Genomic DNA, 15227 nt, shown 5'->3' on the forward strand with positions numbered 1-15227 from the left:
GCGGTCTCTCGTGAATGCAAACGCGGGCCGCCAATCTCAAGATTTGTGACCTAGGCAATTACACTGAATGGCCATGCTGAGCAAAGTGCGAGAAGCGGCTGGCATAATCTCTGACCCCTTCCTCAATCGTCCATTTCGAGCTCCAATTTAGATGCCTTTCGGCGCATCCGTTGTAAAGCGGAGCGCGCATCTTTAGGTTGGCCTCTTCCAATGCGGTCAGTTCGGAACCGACTTCGATTTGTGCACCAGGGATCACACTCCGCACGATCTGTGCGACCTGCGAAACCGTACAGACCTTACCTGCGGAGACGTTGAAAACACGCTGGGAGCCAAAAGGGAGCGCGGGAGCGTCGACTGCCGTGGCTATGGCGTCCGCACAGTCCAATACGTATGTATAGTCTCTCTTCATCTTTCCACCCGTCTCGAATCGGGTAGGTTTGCCGAGCAAGGAATTCTCGACCATCGGCTTAATGTGGATCGGACTGCGCATCCCGAAGCCGTAAACTGCTGTCACGCGAATAGCGAGAAAATCGACGTTGTGAAACTGTGCGTACGCCATCCCGATTGCTTCTGCAGCCATCTTCGACGTGCCGTAGTGCGCGGCCGGGTTGCCGCGAACGATGGAAAACGGTTCGTCCGTCTCCAAAAGCTTCGCGTTGGAGCTAGCGTGATAGACGGCGTTGCTCGACACCAGTATGAGTTTTCTCAACCCCAACGCTCTGGCTATTTCGCAGACGTTCACGAAGCCCATCACGTTGGTTGCATAGAATTCCTTTTGCCTGTGCAGCGAAGGTTCGAGACCCAGCAACGCGGCGCCGTGGACGATAGACTCGATTCCCTCGTTCCGGCAGATCTCCAACAGACGATCATAGTCACCGATTTGGCCAGATCTGAAAGTCTCTGATTCGGTGCGGGACAAACTAAGGAGGTCCGGCTGAGGTGGCGCCAAGTCGAAGTTGAGCGCCTTATGCCCCCTCGATTCAAGGGCGGCCATAACGTACGATCCGAGGAAGCCCGAGCCTCCGGTCACGAGGATGTTCATGTTTTAGCGCTCTCTTTGAGATGACCTTCCCGATGTGCTGGACTGGTTAAATCAGAATAACAATGTACGATAATGTGAGACAAGTTTCAACATTGCTGGTTCTTGGTTCGTTAAGGGGAGGAATCGCACTATTTGTCGAGTGCAGCCCACGTGGCCCGTTTCGGGCGCTGAGACGTAGGCCCGCCTGGAGGGCTGTAGCACGCGCAGTTTGAGCAGCAGACCGAATCTTTTGTTATGGAGAGGGCCGTTGGCCCGTTTGGAAAGTCACTCGGGGAATCGTGCGGCGCTTGCAAGCGTCCGTTAGGCTGTGCCACCAGCGGGCTGATATCAGATAATCGACCGAAGGAATGTTCAGGAAATGCAGATCAATCGCGCCGATGTAGCAGATCTCATCTACTTTCTCGCTATTGCACGTCATAAAAGCTTCAGTCGCGCTGCGATTGAGCTTGGGGTGACTACTTCAACCCTGAGCCATGCTCTGAAGGGCCTTGAGAATCGCCTTGGAGTTCGACTCCTGAATCGCACAACGAAGAGCGTTACCCTGACGGGCGCGGGCGACGCGTTGGCGGCTACGGTAGAGACGCCCTTCGAGGTGATCGACGTCGCGCTGGAGACGCTGAATCGGTTTCGTGATGCGCCCGCTGGTCGTATCCGGCTCAATGTCGCCGTCGAGGCCTCGACCTTACTGCTCGCACCGATAGTTCCCGAGTTCGTTGAGCGGTACCCGGATGTGGAACTCGACATCGTTGCAAGCAACCGCATGGTGAATGTGACCGAGGGCGGCTTTGACGCAGGAATTCGTTATGGGGGCACTGTCCCCGAGGATATGATTGCCCAACGTCTTTCCGCGAACATTCGATGGGTCGTTGCAGGATCGCCTACATATCTCGATCGATTTGGCACTCCGGTTCATCCAAGTGACCTTCTTCATCATCGCTGCGTTAGCAACCGTCTGGGAGATGACCGCGTCTATCGTTGGGAGTTTGAGCAAGGAGACGAGAAAATCGCCTTATTGGTTCCATCGTCGGTTACGGTTGACCAAGCTGAAACAGGACTAGTTGCCGTACTAGGTGGCGTGGGTCTCATGTACTTTCCTGAACCCTTAGTCGCGCGGTACGTCAGCGACGGGCGGCTGCGGCTCGTGCTCACCGACTGGGCACCCTCCGAGCCCGGTTTTCATATCTACTATTCCAGCCGGCGTCAAATGCCGACGGGGTTGCGTCTTCTGATCGATCTGGTGCGAGAGATTCAGCCGTTGGGACTATGACAGCAACGCAACCTCGACAGTCAAGACGGTCGCGCAATCAGAGAGGCCGTAGGACCGTAGCGGTAACGGGCGGAAACGCGTGCGTTGTGCCGACAGTTGGATGCCGGAAATCTCCGGCCCATTTTCGCAGGTGTCTATCAGCGCAAGATGAACAGTCGTTAGGACGTCGCTCTGCGCAATTAGATGGTGATTGCGGTCCGTTGCTCGCCACTAGAGTCGAGTTCACTGTCGGAAAGTCCTATCGCGGGTGAGGTGTCAAAGCACCGGCATCCTCAGGCTCGGCAGTTTTGCGGTTTTTCAACATGCTTTGCGACCGGCTTTCGGGATATGTCCTCTCCAACCCATATCGGCGAGATCACTGCGATTTATGGGACGCGTGAAGTCGGATCGCAATTGGAATAGCGCAAAGAGCAAGAGTCGCCGCAACAAGAAAGATCGGGCCAAGTCCGGTCAGATTGGCGAGCAAACCAAGAACAGGTGCGAATATGCCGAGCGCCACATCGATGAAGGCGGTGTAGATACCCATAGCGAGGCCTCGCGCATCCGTGGGGGCGCGCGCGACCGCCTCCATTCCGAACCCCGGATAGACCAGCGCGTAGCCGAATCCGGCCAAAGCAGCGCCTGAGAACGCAAGCCACGCGACGGGCGAGAGGTAAATGAGGGCCATACCGGCACTGTGGATGACGATAAAGACCATCGCAGTTCTTGCGCCACCGAGGCGGTCGGGCAACGGGCTGAGGAAAGCACGGGCGACGATCAGACCTGCGGCGAATGCAGTAAATGATAGCCAAGCTGGCTGCCAACCTCGTTGGACGAAAAGAAGAACGGCGAACGCAGTCACTATGCCGTAACCGAGGCTCGAAAAGGCCATCCCCATGCCAGGCAGCCAAACGGCTTTCAACACCGTAGCGACGACCCTATTGCTCTGTGGATTGACTTTGACGGCGGGAATAGGAGTGATCAAAACGAGCGTAAAGACTGCACCGACGGAGGTCGCTAAACCAATCGAGGCAAACCCATAGCTCTTGAAAAGAAAACTTCCAAGTGGCGAACCGAAAGCCAACGCCACAAACATTGACGTGCCGATCCATGCAATCATTTTCCCGACGTTGCCCGGGCCGGCAAGGGCTAGACACCAGCTTTGAGCGCCGGTCATGATGAAACTCTCGGCGCCGCCGAGCAAAGCACGACCCACTATCAATATCGCGATGGAAACTAGCGCGTTACTGATGGTCTTCAATGAGACAAGATAGAGCAGACCGGCGAGCGCTGCCATGACAAGTCCTGCGGTCACGGCGTACTTCGGACCTCTCTGATCAGAGATTCTGCCCGACCACAGACGCGAAAGTAACGACGCCGCGAATTGAGCACCGGAAACGAGGCCAACAGTGAACGTTCCAAATCCCAGGCCGTCGTGAATATGTAGTGGAAGAGCCGGTAGAGCGGCTCCTGTAACCAAGAACACGGTGAATACGCATGCCATCAGCGACAGCAGCGATCGATTGGTGGATGATGTGAACCGGTGGGGTATCACGAACACGTCTACTCCTCAGGCTGCGGACACATCAGAGGCCCGAGCGCCTCAGCATCGCTTCCGGGTATCGGGCTCCCTCGACTGCTATCGCCGCAGCGCCCACTTGGATTTCAATGAGTTCGTCGTTTGAGAGCACAACCGATAGTGCGCCCACATTCTCCTTAAAGCGTTCCACGTTGCGTGTGCCGAACAATGGAACGATCCAAGGCTTGTCTCTGGACTTTCCGTATCCCATGCAGCCCAGGGAAAGTGCCGAAACTACAAGTCCTTAGCCCGCTCGCGTTTTCTGCATGTTTGCACCTCAGTCTGCAGGCAAGATGTTGATGGTTGTCACTCGAACGCGCTCATCAATCATGGGAGCGAGATAAGGACTCTTGCCGTATTTCAGGCGATAGGCTTCATCAACCTGGTCGTTGATTGCGCCCCTGGCGCCCGCGAAGGACACGTCCCTTGTTGTTCCCGCAACTGTGATTCGGCCAGCACCCTGGCGGATGGCGGCTTGATACCAGCGAGATGCTTCGCCGTTATAGGCGCGAACGTAAAGATGACCGTCCACGATCACCGACCAAATCCACGTCGGTGTGCCATAGGTTTTGTGATCTTCACGGAATGGAGCAATGTACAGATCGTCGGAAGCTGCAATTCGCTCAAGTTCGCTTCGCGTCCACATACCCATGTTGCGTCCCTCGGAGGATGGAAAGAAATCTGAAGACCGTGTAATTGATAATCTGCTCGGTCGACTCGGCTCGCGAAATTGCCCGAGCCAGATGGCGGACCGACACGAATTTGAGGTTCCCGAAGAGGGCTGATGCATGCGCGGAGAGTGGCCATGATGCTTTGATGAACCGATGACGCTTTCCAACGCGCATAACGCCGAGGCAATTAGTCGTCTGCCCGTTCGATGAGTATGTCCGATGCCCCGGTCGTACGCAGTTCTTCCAAGCCACAATCGAGACGCCCAAGCTTCACAAGGCCCGGCGAATGCCGAAAGTCCTTGTGAAAAACTGCAATGTTTCCCCACGGTTCGTAATATGTAACGTCGCCCGCGTAAGGGACAATTCCTGATGGTGTTCCGTCCGTGTTCAGCCTTCTTGGGAGGTAAGCAATCTTCTCCGTCGCCGCGAAGTCGACCAGCCGGAGAGGCAGCGGCAACATGGCTACAAAGTCGCGCGATGTAGCGTTGTCGTCCAAGCGCCCGGTCACAAGCGTGCCATTCAATACAAATCTGATCTTCACGACTATCCCTTGCTCGCGATTTGACTGGCGACCCACGTTGGCGTGTTGCAAGACCGTCCGGCAGCGGGCACGTGGGAACTGTAGCCGAATCGCTGCAACTGGGTTAGCCGCGCTCGTGCCAATGTTGTTGTGAGCAAGATTCACAAAAGCCTGAGACGGCCACACAGACCGCCCTGGCGAGCCAAATAATACAGGGCAGTCTCCGCGCCGTGCCGTTTGTTGGCGAATTCTCACAAGTGCATGCGACATAGGCCGGCTTTCAGATTGAGATATTCCCGTTAAAGTTAGTCGATAGCGCGGTGGGGTTCAACACGCCGTGCAGGTCGACCGCGCCGAGGAATCGGCCAGTAAATCGATTCGGTTCAACACGTCGCTGATAGAGGCGTGCAGGAAGAAAGGGGCGGAACTGAAATGCAATATGTTCATCTCGGACGGTCGGGCCTAAAGGTTAGCCGTCTGTGCCTCGGAACCATGAACTTTGGCGACCTGACGGATGAGTCGACCAGCTTTAGGATCATGGACGATGCGATGGGATTCGGCGTCAATTTTATCGATACCGCCGATGTGTACGGTGGACCGCAGTCTCCGCAGATGAAACAGGGCTTTGGCCTTTCGGAAGAGATCATTGGTCGCTGGATCGCCCAAGGTGGCAGACGCGATCAAATCGTACTCGCGTCAAAGGTCTACCAGCCGATGGGACTGGGGCCGAATGACCGCGGACTATCGGCATTTCATATCAGAAAGGCATGCGAGGACAGCTTGCGCCGGCTGAAGACTGATCACATCGATCTCTACCAGATGCACCACATCGACAGACGCACGCCATGGGAGGAGGTTTGGCAAGCCATGGACGTCTTGATTCAACAGGGAAAGGTGCTCTACGTCGGAAGCTGCAATTTTGCCGGCTGGGATATTGCTACTGCCCAGGCGGCGGCGCAGTCACGCCACTTCATGGGACTCGTCGCGGAACAGAGTCTATATAACCTGTCTGCGCGAACCATCGAACTTGAGCTGATTCCAGCTTGTCGTCACCATGGCGTAGGACTACTTCCATGGAGCCCCTTGGGTGGCGGACTGTTGGGAGGTGTGCTCCAGAGGGCGCTCGATGGTCGCCGCGCAAAGCCCGAAATGGCTCGGAGAATTGGCCAATATCACGACCAGTTGCAGGCGTATGAGGCGCTGTGCGCCGACCTTGAAGAGCGTCCAGCCGACATCGCCCTAGCCTGGCTGCTCCACAATCCTGTAGTCACCGCCCCAGTTGTCGGTCCACGTACGCCAGACCAACTGTCGCTCGCACTTCGAGCCGTCGATATTTCCCTGTCTGAGGACACCCTTCGTTGCCTGGACGAGATCTGGCCGGGTCTCGGAGGGGAAGCGCCAGAAGCTTATGCATGGTAACGCGCGGCGCATCTTCTTCTCGACAATCCCGCTCAAGACGGACTGTCTAAAGAGCAAAAGGAGTAACGACCTATGGACGAATCCGGCCAACCGAATCCGACGCGACGAAATCTGCTTATCGTGGGGGCAGTCTCAGCTGTAGCCCCGATGCTGCCTGTTGGGACAGCAAACGCGCAAAAACAAATCGGCGGTCCATTAAACGGAGATTCTCCGGCGCTGACGACAAAGCATATGCGCGTCAATTTTAATGTGAATGGCGTCGTTCAAGCACTTGAGCTCGACCCGCGAACTACTTTGCTTGACGCCTTGCGGGAGCACCTCCGTCTTACCGGTACCAAGAAGGGGTGCGACCACGGGCAATGCGGCGCGTGTACCGTCCTCGTGAATGGAGTCCGCATCAACGCTTGCCTGAGCCTTGCCGTAATGCACGAGGGTGACGCGATAACAACTATCGAAGGGCTTGGCACGCCGGACCACCTTCATCCAATGCAAGCGGCCTTTATCAAGCACGATGGCTATCAATGTGGATACTGTACGCCGGGCCAAATCTGTTCGGCGGTTGCCGTCCTCAGCGAGATCAAGGCTGGGGTGCCCAGCCACGCGACCGGCGACCTGACAGCCTCCGTTGAGGCCACCAACGTGGAAATGCGCGAACGAATGAGCGGCAATATCTGTCGCTGTGGCGCCTACTCGAATATCGCCGATGCGATGGCCGAAGTGGCGGGGAGCCGGGCATGAAAGAGTTCACCTACGAGCGAGCGAAGAGTCCCGCCGAGGCTGCTGTGATCGCTTCGCAGCGACAGGGCGCGAAATTCATTGCCGGAGGCACCAATCTGATCGATCTTATGAAGCTCGAGATAGAAACGCCGGCTCATCTGGTCGACCTTCGGCATATTGGTCTCGACCGCATAGAGGAAACCGCTGACGGAGGTCTTCGTGTCGGCGCACTGGTCACAAATACCCAGCTTGCTGCCGATCCGAGGGTGCGACGGGACTATGGGGTGCTTGCGCGCGCGATCGTTGCCGGTGCGTCGGGGCAATTGCGGAACAAAGCGACAACGGGCGGCAACTTGCTTCAGCGCACGCGCTGTCCATATTTCTACGATCCGAATCAAGCCTGCAATAAGCGGCAACCAGGGTCAGGTTGTGCCGCAATCAGCGGGTTCAGTCGCCAGTTGGCCGTGATCGGCGGGAGTTCTGACTGCATCGCAACGAACCCAGGCGATATGGCTGTGGCATTGCGCGCTTTGGACGCAACCATCGGAACCGTTCGAGCCAATGGCCAGACCAGGGTGATACCGATCGCCGACTTCCATCGGCTGCCAGGCACCACGCCAAATGTCGAGACCGAACTTATGCCCGGCGAACTCATTACCGAGGTGACATTGCCTCCGCCGATCGGTGGGCGGCACATTTATCAGAAGGTCCGAGATCGCGCATCGTATGCGTTTGCCCTGGTCTCGGTCGCAGCCGTCGTGCACGAGGACGGTCGTGGGCGGATTGCAGTGGGTGGTGTAGCGCCGAGGCCGTGGCGAGTTGCAGCTGCAGATGCGGCGATGTCCGAGGGTGCCAAGGCAGTCGCACACGCACTTATGAACGGAGCGCGTCCGACGCACGATAACGCGTTCAAAATGGCCTTGCTCGAGCGGACGATAGCCTACGTAATGGCGCAGGCGAGGGGATGATTAATGAAGTTTGAGATGCCAGCAGGACAGAATCCAATCGACCAGATGACCGTAGTCGGTCAACCACTTGATCGCTTCGAGGCGAAGCTGAAGACAACTGGTACTGCGACCTACGCTTACGAGTATCACAACGTCGCCCCGAATATCGCGTACGGCTACATCCTTGGCGCTGCGATTTCCAAAGGGCGAATCAAGTCAATCGACACTAGGCAGGCCGAGTCTTCCCCTGGTGTGCTGGGTGTTGTGACGTATCGCAACGCTGGTCCTTTGGGGGTCGGCAAGTTCTACGTCCAACGGATGCTCGCTTCGCCAGAAATCGATCACTATCACCAGCCGATTGCGGTGGTGGTGGCAGAGACTTTCGAGCAAGCGCGCGCGGCTTCGTCGCTCATTCGCGTCGATTACACGCGCAGCGCAGGCAGATTTGATCTCGCTGCCCAACTCTTCAGCGCTCCAGTCGCACCACAGATGGCGTTTGGCGGCCCAACCGAGACCCACGTAGGAGACTTCGAACGAGCTTTTTCAGACGCCGAGATGAAGGTAGACGAGACCTATACCGTTCCCGACCAAGCCCACGCCATGATGGAACCCCATGCCACGATCGCGGTTTGGGAGGGTGACCGGGTCACTTGCTGGACCTCGATCCAGCAGATGAACTGGGGTACCCGCGATCTCGGACTCATTCTCGGTATTCCGCGTGACAACGTTCGACTCATTTCGTCTTTTATCGGCGGCGGCTTTGGAGGGAAAGGCACGGTCCAGTCTGATCTTGTGCTGGCGGCCCTCGCCGCGCGGTTAGTGCGTCGGCCAGTCAAAATCGCGCTTCAGCGTCCAATCATGTTTAATAACACGATCCATCGGCCGAAGACGATCCAGCGCGTCAGACTTGGTGCCGGGCGCGACGGGAAACTCACGGCGATCGGCCACGAAAGCTGGTCTGGCAACCTTGCGGGCGGACGCACGGAGCCGACAACCCTGTCCACGCGAACCCTGTATGCGGGGCCAAACCGCATGACCCGCGTCCGATTGGCAACGCTAGATCTCGCAGAGGGAAACGCCATGCGAGCGCCGGGGGAAGCGCCTGGTCTAATGGCGCTTGAGATCGCGATGGACGAAATGGCAGAGAAGCTTGGAATGGATCCGGTCGAGTTCCGAATCCTGAACGACACGCAGGTCGACCCAGAAAATCCCAATCGACCCTTCTCATCCCGTCCCTTCGTCGAGTGTCTGCGAACTGGCTCCGAACGCTTCGGATGGAAGACACGAAAGGCGCGGCCAGGTCAGCTCCGCGATGGCCATTGGCTCGTTGGGACAGGGATGGCCGGTGCGATTCGAGGGGCACCCATCGGCAAGGCGGGAGCACGGTTACGCCTTGACCGCCGAGGTTCTATCACCGTCGAGACCGATATGACCGACATCGGCACGGGCAGCTACACCATCGTGCAGCAGACGGCAGCCGAGTTAATGGGCGTCCCGATCGAGAAGGTCGTGGCGAGACTGGGCGACTCGAGCTTTCCAGAGACTCCTGGTTCAGGAGGGCAACAAGGTGCCGCGTCTGTCACTGCGGGCGTATATGCCGCTTGCATGAAGCTGCGGGAGATTGTTGCCGAGCGATTGGGATTCAAAGCCGCTGAGACCGAGTTCACGGCTGGCAAAGTTCGTTCTGGCGGGCGAAGTGTGCCGCTTACTCAGGCGGCTGCAGATGGCGACATCGTCGTCGAAGACAGCATCGAATTCGGTGATTTATCCAAGCAGTTCGCGATTCAGACTTTTGGAGCGCATTTCGCTGAAGTTGCTGTTAATGCCTTTACTGGCGAGATCCGTGTTCGCCGGATGCTCGCGGTATGTGCTGCCGGGCGCATTCTGAACCCCAAGACGGCACGCAGTCAGGTGATCGGTGGGATGACGATGGGCATTGGCGCGGCGTTGATGGAAGAGATGGCAGTTGATAAACGGCTTGGCTTGTTTATCAACCATGATTTAGCCGGATATGAAGTACCGGTTCATGCGGATATACCCCATCTCGATGCCTTCTTTGTCGAAGAGGTCGATCCGGCGATTTCGCCCTTGAAGGCGAAGGGTGTCGGCGAATTGGGCCTCACGGGAGTTGCACCTGCGGTCGCGAATGCAGTCTACAACGCGACCGGTATACGTGTGCGGCAGTACCCGATCACGCTGGACAAGTTTCTCGATCGGCTGCCGGTCATCGCCTGAGATTGTGATGTCAGGTGGCGGACGGAAGTGCTGTCGGCCCGTAGAGCGGTCAGCCACTGCAAGTCTTTCGCTGGCTGGTAGCACTTTCAACTCAACAAATATGGAGGAAGTATCTTGGAGGTCACGTTCGATTTTTCTGGACGGGTTGCGCTTGTAACCGGCGCGGCGTCAGGCATGGGTCTCGCGACGGCCAAAGCGTTTGCACAGGCAGGGGCCGCCGTGACGCTCGCAGACGTGAATGCCGACGCTCTGAGCCACGCGGTCGATTCATTGAGAGTTCCGGCGCATCAAGTGTTGGCGGTGCCCTGCGATGTCACCGATGAGGCACAGGTTGCTCAGATGGTAAATCATACGGTGACGACCTTTGGCCGGCTAGACGCTGCCTTTAACAACGCAGGGATTCAGGTGCCGCCAAGTGACGCTGCTGACGAACCTGCTGAGAATTTCGAGAAGGTGACGGCGGTCAACCTGCGCGGCGTCTGGGCGTGTATGAAACACGAGTTGAATCAGATGAGAAAGCAAGGCAGCGGCGCAATCGTCAACTGCTCCTCGCTCGGAGGACTTGTGGGGCTTCCCAGCCGGGCGTCCTACCATGCTTCCAAACATGGGGTGATCGGGCTGACGCGAAGTGCTGCTCTCGAATATGCGCCGCGCGGGATCCGCATCAACGCCATTTGCCCTGGTACGTTTGATACGCCAATGGTCGCAGAGATGCTCCAAAAGCAGGCTGACGCGATGAAGGAGATTCTGCGTGAACAACCGATAGGACGCCTGGGGCGCGCCGAAGAGATCGCGGATGCCGTTCTTTGGCTTTGCAGTTCCGGTTCCACCTTCGTCATTGGTCACGCACTCGCCATTGACGGTGGGTTCACGGCGCACTAATGACATCGTTCAACCGCAATTACGCAGGTCCGATTGTGACGGCGTCGAATGCAAATGCTTGTCACAGACGTCTGGAGCCAGAACCCAGCCCACGATTGTTGCAACAACATTCGCTCCATGAGACCGGTGCATTCCATGATCACATCCTTGTTTCGCATCATGCTTGCTGTCGCCGTCGTGCACACGTCGTTGGCTATTTCCACCGAGACGCAGGCCAGCGAATCGATGACAAATGTCGCGCAGCAGGAGATAGTGCGTGCCGGCTCTCAGCCGTCCGTGGCTGGTTCGGACGAGTACTTCGTCGGTAAAGTACGTGTGCAACCCGTATGGCCGGCAGACGCGAGCATCAACGCCTCAGGCGGACTGGTGACATTTGAAGCGGGCGCGCGTTCAGCGTGGCACACCCATCCGGCCGGCCAACGACTTGTTGTGACATCAGGTTCCGGGTTGACGCAAGAATGGGGCAAGGAAGTCAAACAAATCCGGGCTGGTGACGTGGTTTGGTGTCCGCCCGGTGTGAAGCACTGGCATGGGGCCGCGCCCAACTCCGCGATGACTCATCTGGCTGTAACCGGCACAGTGAATGGAAAGAACGTTTCCTGGATGGAGAAGGTCACCGATGAGCAATACAACGGCCGTTAAGCGCCTAAAAAGGCGAGTTCAGACCTCGGCGTTGGCCTTGGTCGTGAGCCTGGTTTCGACACCAGGCTTACCATCTACAAACGAAGGAGCATCAAACATGACGAACGCGGGAATTAACTCGCCGAGTGCCTCTGAGACCTTGACCGCTCGCCAACAGGCGATCGTGCCTATCGCAGCGTTCGCTGCTGCAGGCGATATGACCAATTTGAATGCTGCTCTGAACCATGGTATGGACGCTGGGTTCACGGTCAGCGAAGCAAGAGAGATCTTAGTGCAAGTGTATGCCTATGCTGGTTTCCCGCGCAGTCTCAACGCGCTCGGAGAACTCATGAAGGTTCTTGAGTCGCGCAAGCAGCGTGGCGTCCAAGACGCACTAGGCAAGCTTCCCAGCGCTCCTATTCCCACCGGAGACGCTTTGCTCGCTGCTGGCACTGCGAATCAGACTAAGTTGTCTGGCGCCCCGGTAAAGGGGCCGCTCTTCGATTTCGCTCCGACGATTGGTGAATATCTCAAAACCCATCTTTTTGGCGATATCTTCGAACGGGACAACTTAGACTGGCAGAGCCGCGAGCTTGCTACCGTAAGTATGCTTTCCGTTATTACGGGCGTAGAGTCACAACTGCAGGCCCACATGCGCATCAGCATGAATGTAGGGCTATCTGCGGACCAGCTGCGTCAGGTCGGACAAGTATTAGCAGACCGCGTGGACGGAAGCGCTGCACAACGGGCACGCGAAGCACTAGATCGGCAACTTGCAGCGACACAGGGACACTGAAGGCTGCTGAGCAGTCGCGGTCTCGAGCCAGCGCGGTCGCGATTCTTGTGGGGCCTCGATTACCATTATCGTTTGTACGTCACGGTTTCGCGCGGCCCCATGGACGCCGTTCTTGAAGAGGCTAACTTTCGGTATCTCAAGGGCGTTCTAACCGCTGCGCACGAAGAACATCGTAGGAAGGCAGGCCAACGGCTGATGACTGGACCGGCGGTTAAAGACAAAAGGATGTGGGGAATGCATGACGCGCTGCTGAATAGGTTGGAAGCACATTAGGACGCTGGGTCGATTACAGCCCGTGCTGTTTGCCGTGGCCACAGGAGAAAAAACGACGACCGTCAAGGTTGGAATAAGGCATACGTCCTAAAGTTGGGACGAACTTCCCATCGCTTGGCGATTAATTCAGCGCATGCAAACCGATGGATTTTGCTGCATTGCCGTGCACTTTCGGGGCCTGCAAATCTGCCGACCTAAAGTCGCGGCTTCAACGAAAGAGATCGTTCTCTCAGGGCTCCCGCGACGGGGGCTTTTTCCGGCCGGCGCAGTCGCCGGCTTTTTTTTAGTCAGAGATGTTAATTTCAGTCAGAGAAAGTGAGCATTCGTCCGGCACCGTGGAGTCATGGTCCGCTTCTTTGTGACGAGCGACGCGATAGAACTTCTCTGCTACTTCCGGCTGACCGAGGTCAAGGGCGTGTTGGAGGATCTGGACGGGGGGATCTGTTGACGACTTCCTGGCCCGTCGGTTATTCGAAAAGAGGGCGCGGCCTCCGTGCATGACGCGTGGTGGGACGTGGAAGCGCTGACCCATGGTCTAGCCGCTCCGAGCCTTCTTCAACGGCAGTTGATCGAGAAAGCGGTGATGTCAGTCTTCGCAATTCCGATGTAAGTATCTGCTGCGTCTCCTTCCCAGAAAGCCCGTAAAACGACTGACATTTCGCAGAATGGTGTGGCATAGTGCGACCATCGCAAACATAAGGTGGGTATGTGATGGCAACGCTGAGCGAAATCCAAGCAAAGATCCAAAAGCTACAGGCGCTGGCAGAGGAAATTGCCAAGAAGCAATCGTCCAAGGTGCTGGAAGAGATTCAAAGTCTGATGGACAAACATGGCGTGACGATTGCCCAAATTGAAAGCTACCTTGGCAAATCGGGACGAGGTCAGAAGGCACCGTCTTCGAAATCGTCTGGGAACCACGCAGGAGCCGAGAAATATCGCGATCCAAAAACAGGAGCGACGTGGACTGGCCATGGCCGCGCGCCCGCGTGGATTGCGAACGCCAAGAACCGAAACCGCTTCTTAATCGATGCTGACACGAGCACGCCACCGGTCGCGGCTTCGAAGCAGCCAAAAGCCGGAAACTACGTGCGCGGACCGCAGGCGCCGAAGTATCGCGACCCGGAAAGTGGGGCGACCTGGAGTGGCCGTGGTAAAGCTCCGGCATGGTTGTCCAGCGCCAAGGACCGAGCAACTTACCTTATCGACAAGGTGACTGACGGGACTGTGGCGTCCGACTCCGCTCCGGCTAAGAAGAGCGCCGCCAAGAAGGTGGCGACGAAGAAGATTGGGGCGAAGAAGGCGGCGACCAAGAAGGTTGCCAGCAAAAAGGTCGCGTCAAAGAAGGCAGCAACCAAGAAGGCAGCCTCGAAGACGACGCCCGTGAAAAAGGCGGCAGCGAAAAAGAGCACAGCAGCGGGGAAGAAGGCGCCGGCGAAGAAAACTCCGGCTATTGCGGAGGTTCCGTCTTCAGCTGCTGACCAGGGAAGCGCAGAGACGAACACGACTACGACGGTCTGAGCCGTTCCTCAAAGTCGTCAGTTTTGAGCGGGTCCGTTCTGCCTTCTCATACGGTATGGAAGGCGGGACATGGACCCGATCCTCAGTGCGCCGGAAGAGGCAGGAAGGCGCCCGACGCCCGGTGAGGGCGAAGCGACCGGCCTTTCTCGTGTGTCCAGGTGGGCGTGCCGAGGCGTGTCCGCGAGCTGGCGATCTGACCCGCGCGAGGCAACCTGATCAGCGGCAGGTGGCGAGTCCAGCCTCCATACGCGCTCTGCGCCAGATAAGCGCGAAATCGACTATAACGGGAATTCGTATTGTTACAAAATTCTTCAGCCAAAGCGTTTTGTAGAGACGCTAGTCGATTAAAGGAAGATTTCGGTGGAATGAAATCCCACAACGAATCTTGGACCGATTTTCTGTTGGCGATTGAGCAATTCCGGTGTTATACGTCAATAGTCACGCGTCGGCCGAGCACCGAGCCGCCCGACGTTAACGTCGCTTCTTCCGGCTGAAGAGCTCCGGCGGTGACCTTCAGCGTGGACGGGTGCGACCGGTGGCGCGCTGGGGAAATCGGACTACCACGGGGTAGGTTGAAATAGTCCGTGCGGTGGCGAAGATAGAGCCGCGACCTCGAAGTCTGTCGGAGCCATTCAAATACGAGATGGTGGAAGGGGAACCTGCGGTGTTTGGCAGGGGCCCCGGCTATTCCTAGCTACCCTAAAGGAAGATATGCTCACTAGGATCTGCTTCCGTGAGCGTGTTTTTCTATTCTCAACAGA

Annotated in this window: 13 protein-coding genes; 9 read left to right on the forward strand and 4 right to left on the reverse strand. The window is 57.1% G+C overall.

Translation table 11 applies throughout. From position 1 onward, the window contains the following. Positions 1 to 58: 58 nt before the first annotated feature. The gene (locus tag NOV72_RS10540; RefSeq protein ID WP_106854526.1) at positions 59 to 1042 is read right to left on the reverse strand and encodes an NAD-dependent epimerase/dehydratase family protein; all 984 of its coding nucleotides are present in this window, start codon (positions 1040 to 1042) and stop codon (positions 59 to 61) included. A gap of 358 nt (positions 1043 to 1400) precedes the next feature. On the opposite strand from NOV72_RS10540, the gene NOV72_RS10545 reads away from it, so the two are divergent. Continuing rightward, positions 1401 to 2309 (forward strand): LysR family transcriptional regulator, encoded by a 909-nt coding sequence (locus tag NOV72_RS10545; RefSeq protein WP_106854527.1) that lies wholly within the window; start codon positions 1401 to 1403, stop codon positions 2307 to 2309. A gap of 355 nt (positions 2310 to 2664) precedes the next feature. On the opposite strand, the gene NOV72_RS10550 is transcribed toward NOV72_RS10545, so the two are convergent. The 3 genes from NOV72_RS10550 to NOV72_RS10565 form a co-directional block, all read right to left on the reverse strand. After that, positions 2665 to 3849, reverse strand: a complete 1185-nt coding sequence (locus NOV72_RS10550) for an arabinose transporter (protein WP_342753388.1) — start codon at positions 3847 to 3849, stop codon at positions 2665 to 2667. 295 nt (positions 3850 to 4144) lie between these two features. Next, positions 4145 to 4519 (reverse strand): DUF2255 family protein, encoded by a 375-nt coding sequence (locus NOV72_RS10560; protein WP_106854529.1) that lies wholly within the window; start codon positions 4517 to 4519, stop codon positions 4145 to 4147. Between the two features lie 206 nt (positions 4520 to 4725). Then, complete coding sequence (locus NOV72_RS10565; protein WP_106854619.1) at positions 4726 to 5079, reverse strand: cyclophilin-like fold protein; 354 nt, start codon at positions 5077 to 5079, stop codon at positions 4726 to 4728. 411 nt (positions 5080 to 5490) lie between these two features. On the opposite strand from NOV72_RS10565, the gene NOV72_RS10570 reads away from it, so the two are divergent. The 8 genes from NOV72_RS10570 (at position 5491) to NOV72_RS10605 (ending at position 14466) form a co-directional block, all read left to right on the forward strand. After that, positions 5491 to 6477 (forward strand): aldo/keto reductase, encoded by a 987-nt coding sequence (locus NOV72_RS10570; RefSeq protein WP_106854620.1) that lies wholly within the window; start codon positions 5491 to 5493, stop codon positions 6475 to 6477. 72 nt (positions 6478 to 6549) lie between these two features. Further along, positions 6550 to 7215: an aldehyde dehydrogenase iron-sulfur subunit PaoA gene (gene paoA / locus NOV72_RS10575; RefSeq protein WP_106854530.1), complete on the forward strand. Its 666-nt coding sequence runs from the start codon at positions 6550 to 6552 to the stop codon at positions 7213 to 7215. After that, complete coding sequence (locus tag NOV72_RS10580) at positions 7212 to 8162, forward strand: FAD binding domain-containing protein (RefSeq protein ID WP_106854531.1); 951 nt, start codon at positions 7212 to 7214, stop codon at positions 8160 to 8162. The genes paoA and NOV72_RS10580 overlap by 4 nt, the downstream gene beginning before the upstream one ends. A 3-nt stretch (positions 8163 to 8165) precedes the next feature. After that, a complete protein-coding gene (gene paoC, locus NOV72_RS10585) occupies positions 8166 to 10376 on the forward strand; it encodes an aldehyde oxidoreductase molybdenum-binding subunit PaoC (RefSeq protein ID WP_106854532.1) in 2211 nt (736 codons plus the stop codon). Positions 10377 to 10490: 114 nt separating this feature from the next. Further along, positions 10491 to 11258, forward strand: coding sequence for a glucose 1-dehydrogenase (locus NOV72_RS10590; RefSeq protein WP_106854533.1), 768 nt, complete (start codon positions 10491 to 10493; stop codon positions 11256 to 11258). A gap of 135 nt (positions 11259 to 11393) precedes the next feature. Next, the gene (locus tag NOV72_RS10595; RefSeq protein ID WP_106854534.1) at positions 11394 to 11900 is read left to right on the forward strand and encodes a (R)-mandelonitrile lyase; all 507 of its coding nucleotides are present in this window, start codon (positions 11394 to 11396) and stop codon (positions 11898 to 11900) included. Between the two features lie 97 nt (positions 11901 to 11997). Continuing rightward, a complete protein-coding gene (locus tag NOV72_RS10600) occupies positions 11998 to 12675 on the forward strand; it encodes a carboxymuconolactone decarboxylase family protein (RefSeq protein ID WP_106854535.1) in 678 nt (225 codons plus the stop codon). Positions 12676 to 13659: 984 nt separating this feature from the next. After that, entirely contained in the window at positions 13660 to 14466 is an 807-nt protein-coding gene (locus tag NOV72_RS10605; RefSeq protein WP_106854536.1) for an H-NS family nucleoid-associated regulatory protein, read from the forward strand. The last annotated feature ends 761 nt before the right edge of the window (positions 14467 to 15227 follow it).

Source organism: Caballeronia novacaledonica (assembly GCF_900258035.1).
GTDB lineage: Bacteria > Pseudomonadota > Gammaproteobacteria > Burkholderiales > Burkholderiaceae > Caballeronia > Caballeronia novacaledonica.